The following is a 25804-nucleotide window of genomic DNA, read 5'->3' on the forward strand; positions in this document are numbered from 1 at the left end:
GTTCATGCTGCATTGCAATATGCAAGATGATAGTACTGCCAGGACGCTCCCATCACGGGTATGCCCTGGCAGCCTGGTCAGGTCCGGCTCGCAGCCGGAACGACGCCGTGGTTCAAAGGATCGTCCGGGCCGGTCAGGCCGCGTCGACCAGCACCAGTTCGCTGTCTTCCAGCGCGCGAACGGTCAGCGTCTCTTCGCCTGTGATCGCTGCCCCGTCGCGGGTCTCGATCGTCACACCGTTCACCTCGACGCGGCCAGTCGCCGGCACCAGGTAGAGGTGCCGCCCGGCTTCGGTGCGGTATTCGGTAGTCTCGCCGGCCTTGAGCGTGGCTCCGGCAACCCGCGCGTCGGCGCGGATCGGCAGGGCATCGTCCCCCGCCATGCCCGAAGCGAGCGGCACGAAGCGCCCGGCGCGATCGCCCTTGGGGAACGGGCGCGTGCCCCAGGTCGGTTCGCCGCCCTGGCTATCGGGAATGATCCAGATCTGGAACAGGTCGGTCGCCTCGTCCTCGAGGTTGTACTCCGAATGGACCACGCCCGATCCGGCAGACATCACCTGGACGTCGCCCGCTTCTGTCCGACCCGCATTGCCAATGCTGTCGCGGTGCGAGATCGCGCCTTTGCGGACATAGGTGACGATTTCCATGTTGTTGTGCGGATGGGGCGGGAAACCGGTCTGCGGCGCGATGGTATCGTCGTTCCACACCCGCAGGTTGCCCCAGTGCACACGCGCCGGGTCGTGGTAGTCGGCGAAGCTGAAGTGGTGCCGGGCGTTGAGCCAGCCGTGGTTGGCTCCGCCAAGCGTGTCCAGTTTGCGGATATCGATCATCATGCGTCTCCTGCTTTCGTGGAACAAGATAGGAGCGCCACCACGCACGAAAAGATGGTTACCTGTCCGATACCGGCCGCGTTGCAGGTGCCTTGATCTTGCCCGCCGGTGTTGTAGGACACAGGGATGGAGAGGAGCGGAGGCTCGGCAGCGGCAGATACGATGGCGCGCCCGCGCAGGGGTGCCCGCTTCGAGCGCAAGCGCGAGGCGATCCTCGATGCCGCCGCGGACCTGATCAACAGCCGCGGCGCGCGCGGCGCGACATTGCAGCACGTTGCCGCAGCAGTCGGGCTCAATACGACCAGCGTCACCTACTATTTCCGGCGCAAGGAAATGCTGGCGGTCGAGGTGTTCGAACGCTCGCTGCAGCGGATCCTCGCAATGGTCGAGGACGCGGCAAGAGAGGCCAGCCCGCGCGAGCGGGTGCACCGCTTCGTCAAGTTCCATGTAGACCTGCGCGCCGAGGTCATTGCCGGAACAGCGCGGCCTTTGGTCGACCTGTCGGACATCCGCACTCTCGACGAGGACCTGCAACGCCCGCTCAACGCGCAATACCTCGCAATCTTCCGCAAGCTGCGCGATTTCTGGGGGCCGTTCGCCAGCGCCGAGCAGCGCGAGCTGTGCACCGCGCGCGTGCACATGCTGCTCGAGGTGGTGTTCTGGCTGCCGGCCTGGCTCGAACAGTTCGCGATCAACGATTTCGGCCGGGTCTGCCGCCGCATCTGCACCATCCTCGACGAAGGGCTCGCCCCCAAGCAGGCCGGCCGGCACGCACGATTGTTTTCCGACGATGCCCTGCGCTCGGCGATGCCCGGTCTCGACATCGCAGAAGAGAGCTTCCTGCGCGTCGCAACGCGGCTGATCAACGAAAGCGGTTATCGCGGTGCTTCGGTCGTGCGCATCGTCGGCGAGCTCAACGTTACCAAGGGCAGCTTCTACCACCACCTCGACGCCAAGGACGACCTTGTGCTCGAATGCTTCCGGCAAAGCTACAAGCGCGTCGCCATCGCCCAGTGGCTGGCCCATGAGGCGGGCGGCAGCGAATGGGAGCGGCTGAGCGGCGCAATCGCGACGCTGATCGACATCCAGTTCCGCGCCGACTGGCCCCTTACCCGCACCACTGCGTTGCAATCGTTGCCCCTCAACCTGCGCGTCGAAGTTGTCAGCCGGTCGAACCGCATCGCGCTGCGCTTCATGGGCACGCTGGTCGACGGGCTGCGTGACGGCTCGATCAATCCGGTCGATCCGGTGATCGCCAGCCAGCTGATCATCTCGACGCTCAATTCAGCGTACGACCTCGCCGGCTGGGCGGCGCGGATGCCGCGCGAACGGGCCATCGCCTACTACGCCTCGACCCTGGCCGACGGTCTGTTCGATGACAGCGTGCTTGACTGGGCCGGCAGCTTCATCCAGCCCGCCGGCAGTTGAGCGTTGCCTTCGCGGGGAACCCGACGCGGCCCTGCGGCGTTGGCAATCCTGCGGGCGGGACTTCGGGCAAGGAATGGACGATGACAGTCGGTGAACTGATGGCCGAAAGCGGCGTGGCCTTCGGAACCAGCGGTGCGCGCGGCACCGTGGTGGCGATGACCGACCGGGTATGTCACGGCTATACCGCCGGTTTCCTGCGCTACCTGGCGACCCTGGGCGAGTTCGCACCGGGCACCCAGGTCGCCCTGGCGGGAGACCTGCGTCCCAGCACGCCGCGCATCCTTGCCGCCTGCGCGCAGGCCGTGCGCGACCTCGGCGGAGAGCCGGTCTACTGCGGGCTGGTCCCGACGCCGACCCTGGCGCTGTTCGCCTTCGCCCAGGGAATTCCCTCGCTGATGGTCACCGGCAGCCACATTCCGGCCGACCGCAACGGCATCAAGTTCTACCGTCCGCACGGCGAAGTGCTGAAAGAGGACGAGGCTGGCATGATGACGCAGCAGGTCGCGGTGGACGGTCGCAGCTTCGACCCGCTGGGAAGCCTGATCGGCTCAGCCCCGCTTCCGACCCCGATCGATGTGGTGCCGCCCTATGTCGCGCGGTATCGCGACGCGTTCGGCAGCGCCACCCTCGCCGGCAAGCGCATCGGTATCTACCAGCATTCCGCCGTCGGCCGCGACGTCCTTGTAGCCATCGTCGAGGCCCTTGGCGGCGAAGCGGTTCCGCTCGGCCGTTCGGACGAGTTCGTGCCCGTCGATACCGAAGCGGTCCGGCCCGCGGACATCGAACTGGCCCGGCAATGGGCAGAAGAACAAGGCTTCGACGCCATCGTGTCGACCGACGGCGATTCCGACCGCCCGCTGCTCGCCGACGAGGCCGGCGAATGGCTGCGCGGCGATGTGCTTGGCGTGCTTTGCGCGCGCCAGCTTGGCGCCGACCGGGTGGTGACGCCTGTCTCCAGCAACACCGTGCTCGAGGAAACCGGCGCCTTTGCCGTCACCGCGCGGACCCGAATCGGGTCGCCTTATGTCATCGCGGAAATGAATTCGCAGATCGCCGCCGGGGGCAAGCGCGTCTGCGGGTACGAAGCCAATGGCGGCTTCCTGCTTGGAAGCGACCTCGCGAATGGCGTCGGCACGCTCTCCGCGCTGCCCACCCGCGATGCCGTGCTGCCGATCCTGGCGACGCTGGTTGCCGCCGGACCGCAGCCGCTTTCGGCTCTGGTCGATGCCCTTCCGCCCCGCGTGACCTACAGCAACCGCATTGCCGACTTTCCGACCGAATCCAGCAAGGCGATCCTCGCCCGGCTGGAGAACGGTACCGAGGGCGAACAGTTGGGAAGGATCGAGCACGCCTTCGGCGCAGTCGCCGGAAAGCCCGTTCGCATCGACCGCACCGATGGCCTGCGCATCACGTTCGGCAGCGGAGAGGTGATCCATCTGCGCCCATCGGGCAATGCGCCCGAACTGCGTTGCTACAGCGAGGCGACCAGCGCGGAGCGCGCTCGCACGATCAACGACGCGGCGCTAGACGTGGTAAGGACGATTCTGGCCAAGGACGTGGCCACGCCCGCCTGATCAGGAGATAGGCTGGGCGATCAAGCCGCGCGCGCCGCGCGGAATGGCAAGTCGCCCCACCGACACCGCCAGTTCGCAGGCCCCGGCGGAAACTGGCGCACCGTCCACCGCAACTGCAAGGTCGATCGGAACCACCAACAGGCCGCCGCTACCGAACAGGGCCTGGGCCTCATCTGACAAGGGACCGTCATAGCGGACCAAGCGGAACAGCGGCCCGTCGACCAGCGTGATCTCGCCGCGATCGGAAACATGCCGCCGGCGCGGATCGTCGTAGGGCTCGCCGCGGGCCACGGCGATGCCGTCATCGAGGTGCAATTCGCGCGGGCGGCCGTAATCGTAGAGCCGATAGGTTATGTCGCTGTTCTGCTGGACCTCGATCAGGCTCACTCCCGCACCGATCGCATGGACCGTGTTGGCGGGAATGTAGAAGAAATCGCCCGCCTTGACCGGAAACCAGGTCATCAGGCCTTCGATCGCTCCGTCGCAGGCGGCGCGGCGCATGTGCCGCGCATCGACGGCCCGATCGAAGCCGATGCCCAGCATCGCGCCTTCATCGGCGGCGATCACCAGCCAGCATTCCTCCTTGCCCTGCTTGCCCAGCCCGGCCTGCAGCGTCTGCGCATCGCTGGGGTGGACCTGGACCGACAGCTTTTCGCTGGTGAAGATGTACTTTATCAAAAGCTGGCTTAGCGCGGCAGGCGGTTCGAACCAGACCTCGCCGATGCGCTGTCCCGCAGGCGTTTCGAACGGGGGCGGCAGGCGATCCTTGCCCCACGGCTTCTCGACCATCCGGGTCGGCAGGGTCACTGGTTGGCCGCCCTGAACAGCTTGCCGACCTTCTGGGCGCCGTCCGCCGTGGTGACGAGGATGTCGTCGCCGTCGACCACGACGATAACGTCGCTGAGGCCGATGACCGACACGTGCGGCCCGTCGCTGTCGACCAGCACGTTGCGGCAATCGACCAGTTCGACATCGCCGCGGCTGGCATTGCCGTCCTCGTCGCGGTCGAGCGCAGCGTGAAGAGCTTGCCAGTTGCCGATGTCGGACCAAGCCATGTCGGCCGGAACCATTGCCGCGCGGTCGGTGTTCTCCATCACCGCATAGTCGACCGACTCGCTCTCGATCCGGGCGAATGCCTCGGCATCGGGATGAAACTGCGCACCCTCTTCGCGCCCCTTTGCGACGGCCTCGTGTGCTGCGGCCAGGATCGCCGGCCGGTGGCGGCCCAGCTCGTCAAGAAAGGTCGCGACCTTGAAGGCGAAGATGCCGCCGTTCCAGGCATAGCCGCCGTGGGCCAGGAACTGGCGCGCCCGCTCAAGATCAGGCTTTTCGACAAAGCGCGCGACGCGAAACCCCTGATCGCCGATCGGCGCCCCGCGTTCGAGATAGCCGAAGCCAGTTTCGGGTGCCGTCGCCTCAATCCCGAAGGACACCAGCCACCCATCATCCGCGAGGCTCGCCGCCTTGGCCGCCGAGGCGCAAAACGCTTCGGCGTTGCCGATGTGGTGATCGCTCGGGCAGACCAGCATGATCGCTTCGCCGGGCAGGCGCAGTGCCGCAAGCGCGATCGCCGCAGCGGTGTTGCGAGCCGATGGTTCGACGATGATCTGCGCGCCGAAGTCCTGGCCTACCTGGTCCATGACATGTTCGAGATGCGCCGTTCCCGTGACGACGACTGGCCCGGCAAACTGGCCGGGATCGCCGCATCGGCCCAGCGTCGCTTCGAACAGGGTGCTGTCGCCGACCAGCGGCAGAAACGGCTTGGGCTTGGTCGCACGGCTGCGCGGCCACAGGCGCGTGCCGCTCCCGCCGCACAGGATGACCGGATGGATCTTGGCACTGTCGGAAGGCATCGTCATCTTTCGCTGGTATCAGTCCATCATCGCCAGGAGATCGGACACGGTGGTCGAGGCGAAGCCCACCGCGCTGTCCGAAATGCCGTAGGGGATGAGCAGGGCTTCGCCTACCTTCATTGCCCCGCAGGTGTACACGACGTTGGGCACATAACCCGAACGGTCGGCATCCTCGGCGGTCAGCACCGGTTCGCGCGTGCGGGCCAGGACCTTCGAAGGGTCGTCACGGTCGAGCAGCGCGCAGCCCAGCGCATACTTGCGCATGGCCCCGACCCCGTGGGTCAGCATCAGCCAGCCGGCGTGGGTCTCGATAGGGGCGCCGCAGTTGCCGATCTGGATGAACTCCCAAGGATACTTCGGCTCCATCAGGAGCACGCCATCGTCATCCCAGGTGTCGATGCTGTCCGAGCGGAGCAGGAACAGGTTCTTACCGTCCTGCCGCCCGATCATCGCATAGCGCCCGTCGATGGGCCGGTCGAACAGGGCCATGCCCTTGTTGCGGCCCGCCTTGCCGCGGATCGGCTCGAGCTCGAAGGCACGGAAGTCACGGGTGCGGAGCAGTTCGGACCGGATCGAGCTGCCCGAATAGGCGGTGTAGGTGCCGATCCATTCGTAGTCGTCCTCGCCGTGCCGGAAACGGACCAAGCGCAGATCCTCCAGACCGCCGCGCTGCTGTTCCGTGATCGGGAAGATCACGCAGTTTGACAGTGTGCTTTCGGCGTTGCGGTGGACCATGACGCCTTCGTCGGCATCGGTCAGGGTGGTGTCGTCGATCACCGCCGCCGTGGCGAAATGGCTTTGCGGCCAGAGCTGGAACGACCCGTCGGCTTCGGCGATCCCCTCACGAAAGGCGATCGAGCTGATGTGCCCCTCGCCCACCGCGCGCAGCGACATGACGAACCGAGACGCCCCCTCGCACATGCCCGACTGGTCGGGATGGGGGACGATCGACGGGTTCATCAGGGCGGCTGCCGCATAGGTGTATTCGTGGCAGAAATAGGCCCCGATCAGGCGCTGCCGGGCGGGCGAGAACCCGCAGTCGTGCAGGCCATGATGGTGCTCGACCTCGCGGTAGCGTTCCTCGAAGACCTGTTCGGTCTGCCAGTGGCGCTCGGCGAAATCCTGGATGACGCGATCATATTCGGCTTCGACTTGTTCCTCGCTCAGCGCGGCGACGTCGTCGACGAGCCGCTGCGCACGGTCGACCGGCGCCGATGCGGATTGCCAGCCGAGGTGAAAAGGCCGGAGAACGACGCGCGAGGGATCGGCATGCAATCGCGTATCATGGATGAGCAAGCGTTGCGGCTGGCCCGTGGTAGTCTTCAGCAAGCGCGTCCCCTGCCCGTTGAGTTGTGCGGCGCTCTCCGAGCATCGGCTGCAGGGCAGCGTAACCCAGTTGGAAAGCGAGTATCGATTCGGCACCGCAATTCGCGTTGGCCCCGCGTGGGGTCACCCCGTCGCGGCACCGACCGCTGGCGATATCGCCCAATATAGCACCGCGATCGTTCGCGCCAAGGAACCAGCGGTAAGCCGTCACGGCGTGATCGACCCAGCGCTGCGATGGCGCGGCGGCGTGGGCGGCAGCAGCCGCCTCGATTGCGGCCTGGGCTTCAAGCGGCTGCTGGTCGAACGGCATCTGGCCATGGTGCTGGCCGAAGCTTTCCGAACCGACCGGCCGGAACAGGCCATTGGCGGCAATCTGCCGGTCGGCAATCCAGTCGAGCGTGGCAAGGCCCAGCCCGATCCAGTCGCCGCGACCGCAGACCTGGCCCGATTCGATCAGCGCCTGAGGCAGACGAGGGTTGTCATAGCCGAGTACGGCCTCGAACCAAGCCCAATCAGGCCGGCGCGAAGCGGCCAGCAGCCGTTCAAGCAGCAAGGCCCCGCGACGGATCAGCGCTTCGGCCTGGGGGTGGTGCCCGTCGGCACGCAGGACTGCGCAGGCGCCAAGCATGCCGAATGCCATCGCGCGCGGCGATTCGACGCCGTCGAGCGCGCGCAATGTCTGGTCGAACAGGTGCCGCGCCCAATCGCGCAGATCGGGAAACGGCGAATGTTCGGCCGTATCGCCAAGCGCCCACAACCCGCGGCCATTGGAATCGTCCGAACCCTCGTCCTCGCACCAGGTGCGGTCGAAGCGCATGAAATTGCGGAAATGGTTGCGATCCGGGTTCCAGGCGTACTGGATGAAGCTGGCGAAGGTCGAACTCCACGATAGTCGATCAATCGGATTGAGCGCCGGCGCATGGTTCATCAGGATCAGCGCGCGGGCGTTGTCGTCAAGGCAGTAGCCATGGCGACGGTCAGGCACGATACCGATCGCGTGCTGCAGCATCCCCGTGCCATCGCACATCGCCAGGACGCCATGCATGCCAGGCGTGGCGGTTAGCGGAATCTCGGCGAGCGGCTGCGCTGCGGCAGCCTGGACCAGCGCGGCGGTAGAATCGGCGAAGCGCGGCCAGATGGTCTTGCGGCCTTCGCCATAAGCGCGGCGGCGCGTCGCCATAAGGTATTCACGATCGTCGAGCAGTGCGTTGACCGCCTCGGCAATCGCGCCGCTCGAATGGGGTTCGACGATCACGCCGACCCCGTCGGCCAGCAGTTCGCGCGCATGGACATATGGAGTGGAGACTACCGCTTTGCCCAGAGCCACGGCATAGCTGAGCGTCCCCGAAGTGGCCTGCTGCAGGTTCGGATAGGGCGTGAGGTAGACATCGCAGGCCTCGAGTTGATCAAGCAGCTCGGGCGTTTCGAGGAAGCGGTTATCCCACTCGATATGCTGCGCGACGCCCAGCCGTTCGGCCAGCGCCACAAGCCGTTCGCGGTAGACCTCGCCTTGCTGCGCGACAAGGTTGGGATGCGTTGCACCGACGATCCGATAGACCGTCTCGGGATGGCACGCCACGATGGCAGGCAAGGCTTCGATCGCGTGTTCCAGCCCCTTGCCCGGACCGAGCAGCCCGAAGGTCATCAGGACATTGCGACCGGCAAGTCCCATTGCCTCCTTGAACGCCGCCTCGCGGCCGAACGGACGATCCGGCGCGCCGTGGGGAATGACTGCAACGCGGTCGGCAGGGGCGTGGTAGAGATCGACCAGCAGATCGCGGCCGTGCGCCGACATGACCATGATCCGCGAGGCGCGCGAAATCAGATGTTCGACGATGCGGCGCTGGTTGGCGCTCGGCTCGCTCAACACGGTGTGGAATGTCACGACCAGCGGCGCCGCAATCCGGTCGATCAGTTCGCAGACCATTTCTCCGTCTGGACCGCCGAAAATGCCGAACTCGTGCTGCAGCCAGACTGCATCGGGGGCCGCTTCGTTGATCTGGCGCGCCGTGGCGCGGTAGCTTTCGATCTCCGACTGGTCGACGCGGACCACCCCACCGGCGTACTGCGCGCCGCTATCGGCGTCATCGAGAGCATAAACGGTCGAAGCGATCTCGCCGTGGTATTCAGCCAATTGCTCGACCACATCGGCGGTGAAGGTGGCTATTCCGCATTTTCGCGGAACGTATGTGCCGATCAGGGCGAGCGAGAGGCGCCGCGGGACAGGACGACCGACCGGACGCGAAAAGATCTGCACGACGGGGCTGTCATCGACGCGAGGGTAGGAGTGTCGCGGTTCCGCGTACAGTTGATCCATTGTCGGGGGCCCATCCTTCAAAGTACGAAAAGGTTAACACGCGAGGTTCGGCAATGTTCCGCAAGCGCTAACAAAATCGGCTGTTCCGACGCTAACACACGGCAAATCGTGAGAAGTTCCATGTTGCAACGCAACATTATTGCGGCTGCAGCCTCGATAGAACCAAGGCGAGCCGGCTTTGTTTCCGCGCAATCGCCATTTGCCCTTCGGGACAGGCCGGGGCAAAGACCCCGGCGTGACCACCGAACCGACCAGCCTAGACGGCCCGCTTCACGGGCTTCGCGTCCTCGAACTCAGCAGGGTTCTTGCAGGGCCATGGGCCTCGCAGATGCTCGGCGATCTTGGTGCCGACGTCATCAAGGTGGAGCAGCCTGGCCAGGGCGACGACACGCGGCGCTGGGGCCCCCCGTTCCTGCCCGACGGATCGCGCGATTCGGCCTATTACCTGTGCGCAAACCGCAACAAGCGCTCGATCGCCATCGATATCGCCCGGCCCGAAGGCGCCGACCTTGTGCGCAAGCTCGCCGAGCGGTCGGACATCGTCATCGAGAACTTCCGCGTCGGCGCCCTCGCTCGCTATGGCCTCGACTATGAATCGCTGCGCGCGATCCGGCCCGATGTCATCTACTGTTCGGTCACCGGGTTTGGCCAGGACGGTCCCGAAGCCAATCGCGGCGGATACGACTTCCTGATCCAGGGCATGAGCGGGGTGATGAGCGTGACCGGTCGGCCCGACGGGGAACCGGGCGAAGGGCCGCTCAAGACCGGGATTCCGATCAGCGACCTGTCGACCGGGCTCTACGCCACGATCTCCATCCTTGCGGCGCTCAATCACCGCTACCGTACCGGCGAGGGGCAGTACATCGACGTGGCGCTGCTCGATTCGCAGGTTGCGCTGCTGGCCAACCAGGCCTCGGGCTGGCTGAACGGCGGGGTGGAGCCGAAGCGCATGGGCAATGCCCATACCCTGATCACGCCCTACCAGGATTTCACCTGCGCGGACGGCGACATCATGATCGCAGTCGGCAACGACAGGCAGTTCGCCAAGCTGTGCGACGTGCTGGGCGTGCCCGACCTGGCGACCGACCCGCGCTTTGCCGAATCCGGGGAGCGCAGTGCCAACCGGGCCGATCTGTTCGCGGTGATCAAGCCGATCATCGCCGGAAGGACCAGCGCCGACCTGCTCGAAGCACTCGATGCCGCAAAACTGCCTTGCGGCAAGGTCAACACCGTGCCCGAGATCCTGGCCCATCCGCAGATCGAGGCGCGCGGCCTGATCCACGAACTGACGCGCGACGACGGCACGCCGGTCAAGTTCCTGGGATTTCCCGGCAAGCTGTCGCGCAGCCCGGCGACCTACCGCCGCGTGCCGCCGCGCTCGGCGCAACATACTGCCGAGGTGCTTGGCGCCGAGCTCGGCCTGGACAAGGATGAAATCGCCGCCCTCCTGTCCTCCGGGATCGTTGCCGATCGGCTGTGATCGCCCTACCCCACGCCCTATGACCGAACTCGCCCCCGCGCCGATCGAGCAGCGCCTGAAGCGCGTGCTGCGCTATCTGCCGGCGCCTGTCGGCATCGTATCGAGCTTCGATCCCGAAACCGCCGAGCCGGTCGGCCTCGCCATGTCGGCGCTGATGCCGGTCAGCCTTGAACCGGCGGCCATGGCCATCGCGATCAACCGCGCCGGATCGGCACACGACGCGATGATCCGCGCGGGGCGTTTCTGCATCAACCTGCTTGATGCGGAGCGGCAGGACTATCTGGCACCCTTTGCCAGCCATGCCGGCCGCGCCGATCGCTTCCAGCAACCCGCCTGGTGCCACAACGGGCCGGTCTGGTACATCAAGGGCTCGCCCGCCGCCATCTTCTGCACGGTACGCGAGTGCATGGGCTTTGGCACGCACGACGTCCTGATCGGCGAAGTCTACGACCTGATCGCCAGCGGCGGCGATGATATCCTGGGCTGGGCCAACGGCGCGCTGGGGCGCCTTTCACCGATCGACGAGGCCTGAGCGGCGGCGCCGGCTCGCTGGAACCGAACGCCGCGGCGGGTCGTCAGGGGGTCACGCCGGCGCTCTGCAGGTGCAGGTACCAGTCGTTGGCAGAGGCGTCGGCAAATCCGGCCGCGTGGTCGACGTAGAGCCCGGCGATGCTGTCCAGCCCCAGCAGGGTCAGCGACCCGCCAGTCGTGAACGCCAGCCGCGCGTCGATCTGCCCATCGTGGTTGTAATCGCCAAAGGTCGCGGTGCGCAAAGCCGCACCGTCGAGCAGGACGACACGATCCTCGGCAAGGTCGAAATCGGTCACCACGTCGTCGCCATAGGACTTGCCGAAGGCAAAGCTGTCGTGTCCCTCGCCGCCGGTCAGCAAGTCGTTGCCGGTATCGCCCTGCAGCCAGTCGTGGCCGTCGAGCCCGAACAGCCGATCGTCGCCGCGGCCGCCACGGATCTGATCCTCCCCGGCCGTGCCGACGAGCCAGTCGATGCCGTTGCCACCGGCCACCTCAAGCCCGTCCGCAATCCCCGTCACCGTGACGCTGACCGAAGCCGTGCTGGTCAGCCCGCCACTGTCGCGCACGGTATAGGTGAAGGTGTCGATGGCCGTCGCACCGGGCGCCAGCGCATCGAAGGCGTCGCCATCGGCGACATAGCGCAGGGTCTGGCTGGCGGCATCGAAGACCAGGCTGCCGTGGGTGCCGGTGGTGTCGATCGCGCTGATTTCCAGCACATCGCCCAGATCGGGATCGAAGTCGTTGCCCTGCAGCAGGCTCCACAGGTTCGCGCTGGTCGCGTCCTCGTTGGCGGCAATGGCATCGCCCACGGCAGTCGGAGCCTCGTTGACGTCGCCGACGGTTATGACGATGTCCTGCGTGCTGTTGAGCCCGGCTGAATCGGTAACCTTGACCGTCACCGTGAAACTGCCGGTCGCCTCGTGGTCGAAGGCTGCGGTGGTGGTCACCGCGCCGGTCGCCGCATCGACGACAAATCGGCCGCCGGCGTCGTCGACAAGCGTGTAGGTCAGCACGTCGCCCGTCGTGTCCGTCGCCGAAAGGGTGCCGACAAGAGTGCCCCCCGGCTGATTTTCGGCCACCACGTCGTTCGACAGCACGACGTCGTGCGGGGTGATGCCCATCAAGAGCAGCGCAAGCTGCGGATCATGGTCGGTCGGGCGCCCTTCGGCGCCGAACTGCGCGTTGAGATGAACCGCGTCATACCGCGTGCCCTCGAACAGGCCGCCAGTAACCAGCATGTTGTCGATCAGCTGGTGATTGCCGTCGAACACGTAGGAATAGCGTTCCGCCGCGTCGAGCAGCATCGCCAGGTTGGTGAATACCCCGCCGTCGGTAAGCTGCGTCTGGGCCCGTTCGAAGTAGAACCCGTTCCAGTCGCCCAGCACCATGTACTGCCCCGAAGGATCGGCGGCGAGCCGATCGTTCACATAGGCGCCGACGGCTGCAGCCTGGGCGGTGCGCGCGGCATCGCCCGCATCGGCCGGAGGCTGAGTCGCACCCCAGAGCGGATCGCTGCCCCCGCGGGAGGTGAAGTGGACGTTGATCGTCGTCACCGTCTGGCCGTTGAATTCCCAGGTTGCCGCCAGCGGCTTGCGGCTGCCGTTGAAGGCCGGGTCGGTAACCAGCGCAAGGCTGCCTTCGAGCAGGGCCACGCGGTCGGGCCGATAGAGATAACCGTTGCGGATGTTGCCGCCGGGTTCGCCCCCGGTGGAATTGGCGACGGCCGGGGCGATTTCGACGTAGACGTAGGTGATGCCGCTCTGGGCGTAGATCGCATCGATCAAGCCCTGCGCGTTGCTCGCCCCGCTGAGGCTCGTGCCGCTGCCGGCGCCGTCCGCGTCCTGCATTTCCTGAACGGCGATGATGTCGGGCGCCATGAGGTTATAGACGATGTCGTTGCTCAGGATCTCGTATTTGTGGTCCGACGGATCGAGATTTTCGAGATTGTAGGTCGCCACCGACATGTAGTTGGCATCGCCGCGCAGCACGCTGACCTCTTCCGTCAGGGTGACGTCGCTGGTCACCGTGACGGCCTCGGTCGCCAGCAGCTCGTAGTGCTCGAAGCTGTAACCGATGACGCCGGTCACGCTGGCAAGCTGATCGCCGATGGTGTGGTTCGGGACATAGCCGATCAGGGCGCCGAAGCGATCGTCGAGCTGGAGTTTCTCGGGATTGAAGTCCCCGGCCCCGATCGTGATCCCGCCCCGGTCGTTGACCCCCGTAGAGCCGACGCCGAGCGAGGCGACGATGTCGGTTTCGCCGTACTGGTTGGTGTTGGAGACGACCAGCGGGCTATCTACGGTGACCCGCATACCTTCCAGCGATTCCCAGAAGTCAATCCCGTCGCTGGCAGGGTCGAAGCTGGTCAGCCCGTCGTTGTCGATGGTCTGGCTCGGTGGAAGGAGCCCACCCGCGCCGATCAACATGGCCGCAGGCAGCGCGTTGCCGGTGCTGGTCACGGTGATATTGGCCGGCGTGGCGTCAATCTCGGTCAACGAAAGCCCCGCGCCCGAAGCGAATTCCGCCACCGTGCCCTTCACGCTGACGGCATCGCCGACGGCCACACCCGGGGCGATGCCGGTGTAGACAAAGATCGCGTCCGAGGTGGCGGTGTTGCCGTCGCCGCCGGGGTCCTGCAGGTAGAAGCCGCCGGCATCGACCGCGGTTACGATGCCCGTGGTGATGACCGGCTGGCCGGCATAGGCCGAGAGGTGGCCCGCCCCCTGGATTGCCATGATGGTCAGCGCGATCGGATCGTCGTTGACAATGGTCCCGGTGGCGCCGCCATCGGCGATCACGGCGTTGCCGGTCACGTTCGACAGGGTGACGGTCAACGTTTCGTTGACCTCGCCCAGCGTGTCCCCACGCACGGGGATGGTAATCGTCTTGGTGAACTCGTTCGCGGCGAAGGAGACGGTACCGGCCAGCACCGCGCCGATCCCAAGGTCCGCGCCGTCGGCCGTGCCCAGCGCGGCCTGCCAGTCGACGCTGGCCTGGGTAGCGTAACCGCCGGCGCGCGACACGGTAAAGGTCAGCAGCGCCTCGCCGGCGTTGCCTTCGCTCACGCGCGCGTCGGCGATGCGAATCTGGCCAAGTGCCGTGCCCGACAGGAAGGTCTGGCCGCCGTTGACCGCCGCGGCGGTATCGGCAACGTTCGCCGTCCACGTGAAGTCCGCATAGCTCGATCCCGTGCCGGTCAACTGGAGCGTGAAGCCGACCGCAGCGTTTTCCTGTGCAATGCCGATGTCGGTGCTGGTCATGCTCGCGGCCACGCCGCTGGTTGCCGTCATCGCTCCTTCGTAGCTGAGGAACTGGACGACGCGGCCAATGCTGTCGACCAGCGCGATCCCGTCGGGCGCACCGTTCTGCAAGGCGGGTGCCAGCACCTTGACGAACCCGAAGCCGCTGCCTGCATCGGCCAGCGTGCCCGACAGGTTGAGCGTGCCGTAAACGCCGCCACCGTTGCCGTTGTAGAGCACCAGCTTCCAGCCGGTCAGATCGGTGCCGGCAAGGCCGGCAAGTTCGATGAACTCGTTCGCGTCGGTTCCGACCGGATCGTAGTTGATCTCGTTGACGAAGACATTGGCCACCGGCGGCAGGTCGTCGGCGACGATCGTGCCGGCGCCGGACCCGTCGAGGATCGTGGCGCCGCCGGTCGGATTGGACAAGACCACCGCGAAAGTCTCGCTCGCTTCGACGAATGTGTCGCCCGCGATCTGGACAGTGATCGTCGCGCTGGTCTGCCCTGCGTCGAAATGGACCGTCCCGGTCAGCGGTCCGGCAAAGTCGGCCGCGCTGGTCGTCCCGTTCTGGACGGTCCAGGTGGCATCGACCGCGCCGTCGCTGCCGCCGCTTCGGGTCACGGTGAAGGTGATCGCGGCGGCTCCGGCATTGCCCTCGACCAGCGAGGCGTCATTGATGCTGAGCGCGCCGGGCTGGCTCTGGACCAGGGCCGTGCTGGTCACCGCGATATCGTCGATCCCGATCCATTCGTCGTTGCCTACGGCGTTGGTCGTGATGATGCGAACTTCGACCTGCGCCTGGTTGTTCGCGCTGCTTGGCAGGGTGACCGTGACTGCGGTCGTCAGTGTCGCCAGGCTGGGCCCGGTGCTGGCATCGGCGATATAGCCCGCCGGAAGGTCGATCCACGCACCTGTGCTGCCGATGCGGTATTGCACGGCAATCGGCTGGACGGCGTTGTCGGTGGATGCGTCAAGATCGCGTGCGTTGAAGCTTAGGGTGACGCCTTGCCGACCGGTCGCGTTGAGATAGATCGCCAGGTATGGTGCGCTGGCGGGACCGGATCCCTGCAGTGCGACGGTGGCGTTTGCGATCTGGAATTCCGCGACACCGCCATTGGTGATGCCGGGACTGAGCTGGTTGGCAATGACATCGATCGTGCCGGCCGACCCGGTGATCGTTCGCGGATCGGTACCCGTCGCCGAGGTCAGTCCATCGCCCAGAAAGCCGACGATGCTGGGCACGAGGTCCCAGTTGTCGTTGGTCGTGATCAGGCCGGTGTTGCTCCAGTCCTGCAGCAGGTCGCCGCTGGCCAACGAGAAATAAGTGTTCGACATCTAGTGCAACCCCTTGGGTGGAATCCTTGGCCGGCCCGATCCGCCGGTTTCTGCGGGCCACGAGGGCGAAACCGTGGTGCGGGCGTGTTACGGTTTCAAGAACGATCGACGTGAATCTGTGGACAGCCGCAAGCAGCCGTCCCACATTGGGTCAGGTCGAAATATCAATGCTTTGCAGGCTTAATGCGCGCAATTCCATTTCGCGCAATCAGGGTTTTCGGCGCTGCAGCCCCGAGCGCTTGCAGCTGGCGACAAGCTCGCCCCTCTGATTGAAGGCCTGATGCTGGAAGGTCACGATGCCGGCGTCGGGCCGCGACCGCGAGTCACGCAGTTCGAGCACTTCGGTGACGATGTTAAGCGTGTCCCCGACGAAGACCGGCTTGGGGAAGCGTACCTCGTCCCAGCCAAGATTGGCCACCGCCGTGCCCAGCGTGGTATCGCCCACGCTGACCCCTACCATCAGGCTCAGTGTGAAGCACGAATTGACGAGGATTCGGCCGTAGTCCGAGTCCTTCATATATTCGGCGTCGAGATGGAGTTGCGCCGGGTTGTGGCTCAGCGTCGTGAACAGCAGGTTGTCGGTCTCGGTAACCGTCCTGCGGATGGCGTGTTCGAACCGCTGCCCCACTTCCAGTTCGTCGAACCACAACCCCGCCATGCCTTGTCTCCCCGATCTCGCCAGCCGCCCTACCAGCCGCGTTCAGCGGGTGCCAGCCCGACCGACTTATGGTAACGTTCACACGATTGCAGGGGAAGGCATACGAATGTGACTGGACTTGGCCGCACTGCGCGTCATCTATGCCGCCACAACACGATAAACGATGGGAGAAATCGCAATGGCCGCGCCAATAACCGGAACGAGGGGGCTGCAAACCCCGCCCGGCAAGAGCACGTCGGGCACGACCACGGTCCTGCTGCTGGTCTTCGCCGTGTTCTTCATCCTTGGCGGGGTGACGAACATCAATGACCTCTTGGTCGGCAAGTTCCGGCCGATGTTCCAGTTGTCGCACGCCGAAGCCAACCTGGTGCAGATGGCATTCTTCATCGCTTACGCCGCCTTCTCCATTCCCGCCGGCATCATCATGAGCCGCCTCGGCTATATCCGCACCTTCGTGCTGGGCTTCGTCATGGTGGCCGCCGCTTCGCTGCTGTTCATCCCGGCTTCCGCCAACGCCTCGTTCGGAGGGTTCCTGGCCGCGTTGTTCTTCATCGGCGCGGGGATCACCGTGCTGCAGGTGGCAATGAACCCGGTCATCACGACGCTTGGCCCGACAGAGACGTCGCACAGCCGGCTGACCTTCGCCCAGGCGTTCAATTCGATCGGCGTGACGCTGATGGTCTATGGCGGGGCGTCGGTCCTGCTCGGCGATGCCAAGCCGATCGATGCAGCCTCGGCCACGGCCGAACAGCTGCAGGCTTACCGTGTCGAGCAGGGCGCCTCGATCGGCCACGCCTACATGTGGCTGGCCGTCGCCATGCTCGCGATCGCCGCGCTGTTCTGGGCGTTCCGATCCGCGCTCGACGGCGCCAAGGCCGAGGAGGCCAAGGTCGCCGGCACGCTCGACCTTCTTCTCACCAACCGCCGCGTCCAGTGGGGCGCGCTGTGCATCTTCATGTACGTCGGCGCCGAAGTCGCGATCGGATCGAACATGATCGCCTATCTCGGCGAACAGAGCGTCATGGGCCTGGGTCTCGAAGAGGCGGGCAAGCTGGTCGCGTTCTATTGGGGCGGGGCGATGATCGGCCGACTGGTCGGCGGCTTCGTGCTGCGGATGTTCCGCCCCGGCCGGGTTCTGACCACCTATGCCGCCGCCGCGATCGGCCTGCTGACGCTGTCAGCGCTGTCGATGGGCACGCTTTCAGGCTGGTCGCTGATCCTCGTGGGCTTCTGCAATTCGCTGATGTTCCCGACCATCTTCAGCCTCGGCACCGAAGGCCTTGGCGAACGCGCGCCGCAGGGTTCGGGGATCCTTTGCACGGCCATCGTCGGCGGGGCTCTGGTCCCCTTCCTGTTCGGCACCGTGGCCGACCTGTCGCACAACATCCGCATGGCGCTGATCGTGCCGGCGGTGTGCTATGCGATCATCGCCGCTTTCGGACTGTGGGCGGTGCGCCACCCCAGCCGCGTCGAGCAGGCGGCGGAGGCCCCCACCTTCCAGTAAGTCACGCGAAGCCGGGCGGTGCCGTTCAGGCCCGCCCGGTCTGGCTGGCCAGCAGCGCCGGATCGATCCCGTCCGCCAGCCACGCCTGGCGCCAGCGATCCTCGGTCGGAACGTCAAAGACGATTTCGGGCCGCCCCTGTGCCGCATACCATCCGTGGCGGCGCATTTCAGCGTCGAGCTGGCCGGCATCCCAACCGGCATAACCCAGCACGACCACGAAGCGCCGCGGCCCGACGCCGGCGGCGATGGCGGCCAGCACTTCGCGCGACATGGTCATCGCACCCAGCGGTCCGGCATCGATCGTCGCCTCGCTCCGCCAGTCGCTGCTGTGGAGGACGAACCCCCGCTCGGTCTCGACCGGACCGCCGAGCAGGACCGGATCGTCGGGCGCCTCGCCGGGATCGATCTTTAGATCCGCCAGGATCGAATGGAGCGTCACGCCGGGAACAGCCTGTCCCACCCCCAGCCCCAGCGCGCCATCCGCGTCGTGGCGGATCATCGCGATCACCGCGTGATCGAAACGCGGATCGCCCATGCCCGGCATGGCGAGAAGCAGGCAACCGGTGAGAAAGGCAGCGTCGGTCATGGCCAGGCCAGCCTCTCACGATCGGCGCGGCGATGCCAGCGCCTAGACGGGAGCCTTGCCTTTCGCGCGATTCGCGTTTAGGGGCGCGCCCTTCATCGACACGGATTCGATGGCCTGCCTGGCCAACTAGGGCTGCCATGGCAGGTCGGACGTGTCTCAACACAGGAGACGAAAATGCCCAAGCTCAAGACCAAGAGCGGCGTCAAGAAGCGCTTCAAGCTCACCGCCACCGGCAAGGTGAAGCACGGCGTCGCCGGCAAGCGCCACCGCCTGATCAGCCACAATGGCAAGTACATCCGCCAGAATCGCGGCACCGACGTGATCTCCGACGCTGACGCGAAGGTGATCAAGAAGTGGGCGCCCTACGGGCTGAACTGAGGAACGCTAGACCATGAGCCGTATCAAACGGGGTGTTACCACCCGCAGCAAGCACAAGCGGATTCTCGACCAGGCCAAGGGCTATCGCGGTCGCCGCAAGAACACCATCCGCGTCGCGCGCCAGGCCGTCGAAAAGGCCGGCCAGTACGCCTACCGCGACCGCAAGGTGAAGAAGCGGTCCTTCCGCGCCCTGTGGATCCAGCGCATCAACGCTGCGGTCCGCGCCGAAGGCCTGTCCTATTCGCAGTTCATCCACGGCGCCAAGCTCGCGGGAATCACGCTGGACCGCAAGGTCATGGCCGATCTCGCCATGAACGAAGGCGGCGTGTTCAACGCAGTCATCGCCAAGGCGAAGGCAGCCCTTCCGGCCTGACGCCCGCAGTTCTGCAGACAACCGAAAGGGCGCGGAAAGCCATTTCCGCGCCCTTTTCACGTCAGGCCTGCGCGCGGCCGGGCTTGATCCCTGCCCCGCGGCGCACCATATTCAGTGCGATAAGGCGCGCAGTGAGGGGTGGTCGTGACGTCCTGCAGTTCGGTCCAGGTGCGCTTTCATACGCCGCCGGATGACCTGCGCCCCTATTTCACCACCTTCTATTGCGCCGATCTCGATCCCGGCGATGACGAAACCCTGGTCGACAGCCTTCATCCCGAATGGGCCGGCCTGCGGTTCTTTTCATCCGCGCTCGGCCGCTCCTGGTTCGAAGGGGGCAAATCGCTGGACAACGCGCGGTTCGTTGCGACCGGTCCGTCCAGCCATCCGCTTCATTTCGTACTTCCCCGGACGCGGTTGTGGGGCATCGGCCTGCTGCCGCTGGGCTGGGCCAAGTTCATCGGCCAACCCGCGTCGGACTGCGCCAACCTGGTCTGCGACGGCAACTCCCACCCCGCCCTAAGCCACCTTGTCCCGCTGGCCGGGCTGCTCCACGGCGGCAAACTGACCGAGATGGAAGAGGTCGAGGCGATCGCCGCCTTCTTCCGCCGGCTCGACCGGCCCGAACTGCCCGATCACCAGCGCATCACCGATATCCACGCGGCCATCGTCGATCCAACCGCGTCGTCGGTCCACGATCTGGTCGACCTGACCGGGCTTGGCCAGCGCACCATCGAGCGGCTGTGCCTGCGCCACTTCGGTTTCTCGCCCAAGGTCCTGCTACGGCGCCAGCGCTTCATGCGCAGCCTCGCGCAGTTTATGCTCGATCCCTCGCTCAAGTGGATCGGCGCGCTCGACAGCCATTATCACGACCAGGCCCAGTTCGTGCGCGAGTTTCACGCCTTCATGGGCGTGACTCCGGGCGAATACGCCGCCCAACCGCATCCGGTGCTCAGCCGCTTCGTGCAGGAGCGCGCGCGCTCCCAGGGCGCGGCGGTCCAGACGCTCGATCGCCCCGCCGGAGCAAGCAAGGGCCAGCCCTAGGCCGGACGCGCCACCATTTCCGTTTTGCAACCGGCCGCCGGGCTGGCTAAAGGGCCCGCTTCCCGCCCTTTCGCAGAAATGGAAACGACAGACCCGTGGACTATGCCGCAACCCGTGAAGACGCGCTGGCGCAGATCGCCGCCGCGCAGGACCTGGGCACGCTGGAAACGCTGCGGGTGGGCTTCCTGGGCAAGCAGGGGTCGATTTCGGGCCTCCTGAAGACGCTGGGCGGCATGTTGCCCGAGGAACGGCAGCAGGTCGGGCCGCAGATCCACGCCCTGCGCGAAAGCGTGAGCGAGGCGCTGGCCGCGCGCAAGGACGCGCTTGAAGCAGCGGCGCTGGCGCAGCGGCTTGCCGGCGAGACGGTCGACCTGACCCTGCCCGCACCCGAGGCTCCGCGGGGCTCGATCCACCCGGTCAGCCAAGTGATGGACGAACTTGCCGAAATCTTCGCCGACATGGGCTTCGCGGTCGCGACCGGGCCCGAAATCGAGGACGACTGGCACAACTTCGGCGCGCTCAACATCCCCGAAAGCCATCCGGCGCGGGCAATGCATGACACCTTCTACTTCCCCGACCAGGATGGGGAAGGCCGCGCCATGCTGCTGCGCACCCATACCAGCCCGGTGCAGATCCGGGCCATGCTGGCGCAGGGGGCGCCGATCCGCATCATCGCTCCGGGCCGCGTCTATCGCAGCGACAGCGACGCCACCCACACCCCGATGTTCCACCAGGTCGAAGGCCTCGTGATCGACAAGGGCATCCACCTCGGCCACCTCAAGTGGACGCTGGAAACCTTCCTCAAGGCCTTTTTCGAGCGCGACGACATCGTCCTGCGCCTGCGCCCGAGCTACTTCCCCTTCACCGAACCTTCGGTCGAGGTCGACGTCGGCTTCGCGATCGTCGGCGGCAAGCGGGTTCTGGGCGGCAGCGGCGATGCGCCGGGGCACGGCTGGATGGAACTGCTCGGCTCGGGCATGGTCAACCGCAAGGTGATCGCCGCCGGCGGGCTCGACCCCGACGAATGGCAAGGCTTTGCCTTTGGCGCCGGGATCGACCGGCTGGCCATGCTCAAATACGGCATGGACGATCTGCGCGCCTTCTTCGACGGCGATGCCCGCTGGAACCGCCACTACGGCTTCAACCCCAACGACGTGCCGACCCTGTCGGGCGGCGTCGGCACTGCGGCCTAAAGGAGAGCGCGCGCATGAAGTTCTCGCTGGCCTGGCTCAAGGACCATCTCGACACCGACGCTTCGGCCGAAGCGATCGCCGAAAAGCTGAGCGCCATCGGACTCGAACTGGAAGCCCTCGAAGACCCGTCGGCCCGGCTGTCCGGATTCAAGGTTGCCAAGGTCCTGACCGCCGAACGTCACCCCAATGCGGACAAGCTGCAGGTGCTGACGGTCGACACCGGGGATGGCCAGCCGTTGCAGGTCGTTTGCGGCGCGCCCAACGCGCGTGCGGGCCTGGTCGGCGTTCTCGGCCTGCCCGGTGCGGTGGTGCCGGCTGGCGGGTTCGAGCTCAAGAAAAGCGCGATCCGCGGCGTCGAATCGAACGGCATGATGTGTTCGACCCGCGAGCTCGAACTGGGCGACGATCACGACGGGATCATCGAACTGCCCGCCGATGCGCCGGTCGGCACGGCCTTTGCCGACTATCACGGCAGCGATCCGGTGTTCGACGTGGCGATCACGCCCAACCGGCCCGATTGCATGGGCGTCTATGGCATCGCGCGCGATCTCGCCGCCGCGGGTCTCGGCACGCTGAAGCCGATTGCCGCACAGGCGGTGCCCGGCAGCTTCCCCTGCCCGGTCCCGATCCGCATCGAGGATCCCGAAGGCTGTCCGGCCTTCTATGGCCGGGTAATCAAGGGGGTGACCAACGGTGCCAGCCCGGACTGGATCCAGGCTCGCCTCAACAGTGCGGGCCAGCGGCCGATCTCCGCACTGGTCGACCTGACCAATTACCTGATGCTGACCTATGGCCGCCCGGCCCATGCCTATGACCTCGCGAAGCTGAACGGCTCTGTCGTCGCCCGCCGCGCCCGCGACGGCGAGACCTGCCTTGCGCTAAACGGCAAGGAATACGCGCTCGACAGCGCCATGACGGTGATCGCCGACGATTCAGGAGTGCACGACATAGCCGGGATCATGGGCGGCGAACATTCGGGCTGCACCGACGAGACGACCGACGTGCTGCTGGAAATCGCCTGGTTCAATCCGGTGCGGATCGGCGATACCGGGCGCAAGCTGAACCTTACTTCCGACGCGCGCCAGCGGTTCGAGCGCGGGACCGATCCGGCGTTCCTCGACGCGGGCCTCGAAATCCTGACCGACCTCATCGTTGGCATCTGCGGGGGCGAGCCGTCCGACGTGGTGCGCGCCGGCTCGCCGCCGGCCGCCACCAAGACCCTGGCGTACGATCCGGCCATGGCCGAGAGCCTCGGCGGCGTCGCCATCCCGGCGGAGCGCCAGCGCGAGATCCTCGCCGCGCTGGGCTTTGCGACGGACGCCCACGGCAAGATCGCGGTCCCCACCTGGCGCCCCGATATCGACGGTTGGCCCGACCTGGTCGAGGAAGTGGTGCGAATCCACGGCATCGACGCAGTGGCTTCGACGCCGCTACCTCGCGCTGACGGCGTTGCCCGTCCCACCGCTACCGCGCCGCAGAAGCTGGAACGCAAGGTGCGCCGTGCGGCAGCTGCCCGCGGCCTCAACGAACTGGTTACCTGGTCCTTCCTGCCACAGGACGAGGCCGAACACTTTGCCGAGGGAAATGGCGGACTGTGGGTGCTGGCCAATCCGATCAGCGAGGACATGAAGGCGATGCGCCCCTCGCTGCTTCCCGGACTGCTGTCGGCCGCCAAGCGCAATCTCGATCGCGGAGCGGCGGGCCTGCGGCTGTTCGAACTCGGCCGCCGCTACCTGCGCGGTGAAGGCGGCCATTCGGACGAACGCCTGACCCTAGGCGTCGTTCTGGCCGGCGAAAGGGCCGCCCGCGGCTGGGCAAGCGGCAAGGCGGCGGGTTTCGACGCCTTCGACGCCAAGGCCGAGGCCCTGGCCCTGCTGGCCGAGGCCGGCGCCCCGGTCGACAACCTGCAGTTCATGGGCGAGGCAGGCGCGCAGTTCCATCCCGGCCAATCCGCCACGCTGCGGCTTGGACCCAAGACCGTTCTGGCACGCTTCGGCATGATCCATCCCGCCACGCTCAAGGCCTTCGACATCGATGGACCCGTGGCCGCGGTCGAACTGTTCCTTGATGCGATCCCCGCCCGCAAGGGTGCCGCGACCTTTGCCCGCGCCGCCTATGCGCCGCCGGCGCTGCAATCGGTCACCCGCGACTTCGCCTTCCTGGTCGACGCCGCGTTGCCGGCCGGCGACCTCGTCCGCGCGGTCCGCGGAGCCGACAAGGGCAGCATCGTCGCCGTCCGCTTGTTCGACGATTTCCGCGGGGCTGGCGTTCCCGGGGGCCAGAAGAGCCTCGCCATCGAGGTGACCCTGCAACCGGGCGAGAGGAGCTTTACCGAAGCCGATCTCAAGGCCATCGCCAACCGGATCACGGCCGCGGCGGCCAAGCTGGGCGCCGCGTTGCGGGGATAGCAAGTCTGCCCATGGCGCGGTAGGATCGGGCATGGCCCGACCCGCCGAGCCCGAAATCGACGATACCATCGCCCACACCCGCCTTGAAGACGGGCGCCCCGTGTGCATCCGCGCTGTGCGCCCGGACGACGAGGAGCGGCTGCGCGACGGGATCGACCGGCTGTCGCAGCATTCACGCTACCTGCGGTTCTTTTCTGTTGCGCCGGCCCCGCCCGATCACGTCATCGAAAGGCTCGTCGACGTCGACGGGCATCTGCATCTCGCATGGGGCGCGATCCTCAGCGAAGGCCCCGCCGACGAGGCGATCGGGGTGGTCCATGCGATCCGCAGCGACGAGGCAAAACCTCGCGCCGAATTCGCCATCGGCATCGTCGATGCCTATCACGGACAGGGTCTGGCCCGGATGCTGACCGCCGTTCTGCTGATCCACTGCGCGCGCGAAGGCATCGCGACGCTCGACGCCCAGGTCCTGGCGGAGAATACGCGGGCGATCGGCTTCATCCGGTCGCTCGGCGGCAAGCGGACACAGACCGAAGACGGCGTTGCCGATTTCTCGATTGCGGTCCGGCCTGCCCTTGCGGCCATGCGCGCCTCGGCCGAACCGGCGGGTTTGTCAGCCGTCTTTGGGGCCTTTGCCGCCTGGCTTTGACCCTGCCACTCTGGACCACGCAAGCTTAGCCGCACTGCCCCCGGTGCAGCAGCTTGTGGTCGGCCAGAACCAGCGCCATCATCGCCTCGACCACCGGCACGCCGCGAATGCCGACGCAGGGATCGTGGCGGCCCTTGGTGCGGATTTCGGTCGCCTGCCCGTCGCGGTCGATGGTTTCCACCGGGGTCAGGATCGAACTGGTCGGTTTGAAGGCGACGCGCACCTTGACCGGCTGGCCCGTGCTGATTCCCCCGGCAATGCCGCCCGCGTGGTTTTCGGTGAAGACCGGACCGTCGTTGCCGGGGCGCATCGGATCGGCATTTTGCTCGCCCGTCAGCCGCGCTGCGGCAAAGCCATCGCCGATTTCGACGCCCTTGACCGCGTTGATCCCCATCATTGCCGCGGCGAGATCGGCGTCGAGCTTGCCGTAGAGCGGGGCGCCCCAGCCGGCAGGAACGCCGCTTGCCACGCACTCGACCACGGCCCCGACCGAGCTGCCCGCCAGCCGCGCTTCGTCGACGATTTTCTCCCAGCGCGCCGCCGCAGCGGCATCGGGGCAGAAGAACGGATTGTTTCCGATCTCAGCCGGGTCGAACCGGGCCGGGTCGATCGCATCGCCGCCGATTTCCGCGACATAGCCAAGGATCGCGACCTCGGGGATAACCAGCCGCGCCACGGCGCCAGCCGCAACCCGCGCCGCCGTCTCGCGCGCCGAGGACCGCCCGCCGCCGCGGTAATCGCGAAAGCCGTACTTGGCGTCGTAGGCATAGTCGGCATGGCCCGGGCGATAGGCCTTGGCCACTTCCGAATAGTCCTTCGAGCGCTGGTCGACGTTCTCGATCATCAGCGAGATCGGGGTACCGGTGCTCCGGCCTTCGAACACGCCGGAGAGGATCCGCACCGCATCGGGCTCCTGCCGCTGAGTAGTGAACTTCGACTGGCCCGGACGCCGCGCATCGAGGTAGGGCTGGATCGCCGTTTCGCTGAGCGCCAGTCCCGGCGGGCACCCGTCGACCACCGCGCCAAGGGCCGGCCCATGGCTTTCGCCCCAGGTGGTGAAACGCAGCAGACGGCCAAAGGTGTTGACGGACATGGCCCT

20 protein-coding genes are annotated in these 25804 nt (G+C 66.4%); 11 read left to right on the plus strand and 9 right to left on the minus strand.

The annotated features are described in order from the left end of the window. Nucleotides 1-133: 133 nt before the first annotated feature. Nucleotides 134-829 carry a pirin family protein gene (locus B0I00_RS10910; RefSeq protein ID WP_100867759.1) on the minus strand — a complete coding sequence of 232 codons (696 nt, stop codon included), beginning with the start codon at nt 827-829 and terminating at the stop codon, nt 134-136. 162 nt (nt 830-991) lie between these two features. On the opposite strand from B0I00_RS10910, the gene B0I00_RS10915 reads away from it, so the two are divergent. Beyond that, nucleotides 992-2257, plus strand: coding sequence for a TetR/AcrR family transcriptional regulator (locus B0I00_RS10915; RefSeq protein ID WP_232730204.1), 1266 nt, complete (start codon nt 992-994; stop codon nt 2255-2257). Beyond that, nucleotides 2254-3831: a phosphomannomutase gene (locus tag B0I00_RS10920; protein WP_332870772.1), complete on the plus strand. Its 1578-nt coding sequence runs from the start codon at nt 2254-2256 to the stop codon at nt 3829-3831. The genes B0I00_RS10915 and B0I00_RS10920 overlap by 4 nt, the downstream gene beginning before the upstream one ends. On the opposite strand, the gene B0I00_RS17185 is transcribed toward B0I00_RS10920, so the two are convergent. From B0I00_RS17185 to B0I00_RS10940, 4 genes are read right to left on the minus strand one after another with little or no spacing between them, the layout of a single operon-like run. Further along, nucleotides 3832-4620 carry a class I mannose-6-phosphate isomerase gene (locus B0I00_RS17185; protein WP_232730233.1) on the minus strand — a complete coding sequence of 263 codons (789 nt, stop codon included), beginning with the start codon at nt 4618-4620 and terminating at the stop codon, nt 3832-3834. It abuts the gene before it with no gap. 14 nt (nt 4621-4634) lie between these two features. Then, nucleotides 4635-5684, minus strand: coding sequence for a mannose-1-phosphate guanylyltransferase (locus B0I00_RS10930; RefSeq protein ID WP_100867761.1), 1050 nt, complete (start codon nt 5682-5684; stop codon nt 4635-4637). Between the two features lie 18 nt (nt 5685-5702). Continuing rightward, entirely contained in the window at nt 5703-7013 is a 1311-nt protein-coding gene (locus tag B0I00_RS10935; protein ID WP_232730205.1) for a glycoside hydrolase family 130 protein, read from the minus strand. After that, nucleotides 6967-9327, minus strand: a complete 2361-nt coding sequence (locus B0I00_RS10940; protein ID WP_100867426.1) for a glycosyltransferase family 4 protein — start codon at nt 9325-9327, stop codon at nt 6967-6969. The genes B0I00_RS10935 and B0I00_RS10940 overlap by 47 nt, the downstream gene beginning before the upstream one ends. A 235-nt stretch (nt 9328-9562) precedes the next feature. Here B0I00_RS10940 and B0I00_RS10945 point away from each other — a divergent pair, with 235 nt between their 5' ends. Continuing rightward, nucleotides 9563-10807, plus strand: a complete 1245-nt coding sequence (locus tag B0I00_RS10945; protein WP_100867427.1) for a CaiB/BaiF CoA transferase family protein — start codon at nt 9563-9565, stop codon at nt 10805-10807. A 19-nt stretch (nt 10808-10826) separates the two neighbouring features. Next, entirely contained in the window at nt 10827-11339 is a 513-nt protein-coding gene (locus B0I00_RS10950) for a flavin reductase family protein (protein ID WP_100867428.1), read from the plus strand. Between the two features lie 43 nt (nt 11340-11382). On the opposite strand, the gene B0I00_RS17190 is transcribed toward B0I00_RS10950, so the two are convergent. After that, complete coding sequence (locus B0I00_RS17190) at nt 11383-15915, minus strand: Calx-beta domain-containing protein (protein WP_198519216.1); 4533 nt, start codon at nt 15913-15915, stop codon at nt 11383-11385. Nucleotides 15916-16123: 208 nt separating this feature from the next. Continuing rightward, a complete protein-coding gene (locus B0I00_RS10970) occupies nt 16124-16573 on the minus strand; it encodes a MaoC family dehydratase (RefSeq protein ID WP_100867429.1) in 450 nt (149 codons plus the stop codon). 178 nt (nt 16574-16751) lie between these two features. Here B0I00_RS10970 and B0I00_RS10975 point away from each other — a divergent pair, with 178 nt between their 5' ends. Then, nucleotides 16752-18077, plus strand: coding sequence for a sugar MFS transporter (locus B0I00_RS10975; protein ID WP_157812544.1), 1326 nt, complete (start codon nt 16752-16754; stop codon nt 18075-18077). 25 nt (nt 18078-18102) lie between these two features. On the opposite strand, the gene B0I00_RS10980 is transcribed toward B0I00_RS10975, so the two are convergent. Further along, complete coding sequence (locus B0I00_RS10980; RefSeq protein WP_100867431.1) at nt 18103-18663, minus strand: YqgE/AlgH family protein; 561 nt, start codon at nt 18661-18663, stop codon at nt 18103-18105. A gap of 174 nt (nt 18664-18837) precedes the next feature. On the opposite strand from B0I00_RS10980, the gene rpmI reads away from it, so the two are divergent. The 6 genes from rpmI (at nt 18838) to B0I00_RS11010 (ending at nt 24705) form a co-directional block, all read left to right on the plus strand. Further along, on the plus strand, nt 18838-19041 hold the full coding sequence (gene rpmI / locus B0I00_RS10985; RefSeq protein ID WP_054531242.1) for a 50S ribosomal protein L35: 204 nt from the start codon (nt 18838-18840) through the stop codon (nt 19039-19041). Nucleotides 19042-19054: 13 nt separating this feature from the next. Next, nucleotides 19055-19414, plus strand: coding sequence for a 50S ribosomal protein L20 (gene rplT, locus B0I00_RS10990; protein WP_100867432.1), 360 nt, complete (start codon nt 19055-19057; stop codon nt 19412-19414). Between the two features lie 138 nt (nt 19415-19552). Further along, nucleotides 19553-20455, plus strand: a complete 903-nt coding sequence (locus B0I00_RS10995) for an AraC family transcriptional regulator (RefSeq protein WP_100867433.1) — start codon at nt 19553-19555, stop codon at nt 20453-20455. A 95-nt stretch (nt 20456-20550) separates the two neighbouring features. After that, nucleotides 20551-21648 (plus strand): phenylalanine--tRNA ligase subunit alpha, encoded by a 1098-nt coding sequence (gene pheS / locus B0I00_RS11000; protein ID WP_100867434.1) that lies wholly within the window; start codon nt 20551-20553, stop codon nt 21646-21648. Between the two features lie 14 nt (nt 21649-21662). After that, on the plus strand, nt 21663-24056 hold the full coding sequence (pheT, locus tag B0I00_RS11005; RefSeq protein ID WP_100867435.1) for a phenylalanine--tRNA ligase subunit beta: 2394 nt from the start codon (nt 21663-21665) through the stop codon (nt 24054-24056). A 31-nt stretch (nt 24057-24087) separates the two neighbouring features. After that, complete coding sequence (locus tag B0I00_RS11010; RefSeq protein WP_100867436.1) at nt 24088-24705, plus strand: GNAT family N-acetyltransferase; 618 nt, start codon at nt 24088-24090, stop codon at nt 24703-24705. Between the two features lie 25 nt (nt 24706-24730). On the opposite strand, the gene aroC is transcribed toward B0I00_RS11010, so the two are convergent. Continuing rightward, complete coding sequence (gene aroC, locus B0I00_RS11015; RefSeq protein WP_100867437.1) at nt 24731-25798, minus strand: chorismate synthase; 1068 nt, start codon at nt 25796-25798, stop codon at nt 24731-24733. Between the last annotated feature and the right edge of the window lie 6 nt (nt 25799-25804).

This window comes from Novosphingobium kunmingense, from assembly GCF_002813245.1.
Lineage (GTDB): Bacteria > Pseudomonadota > Alphaproteobacteria > Sphingomonadales > Sphingomonadaceae > Novosphingobium > Novosphingobium kunmingense.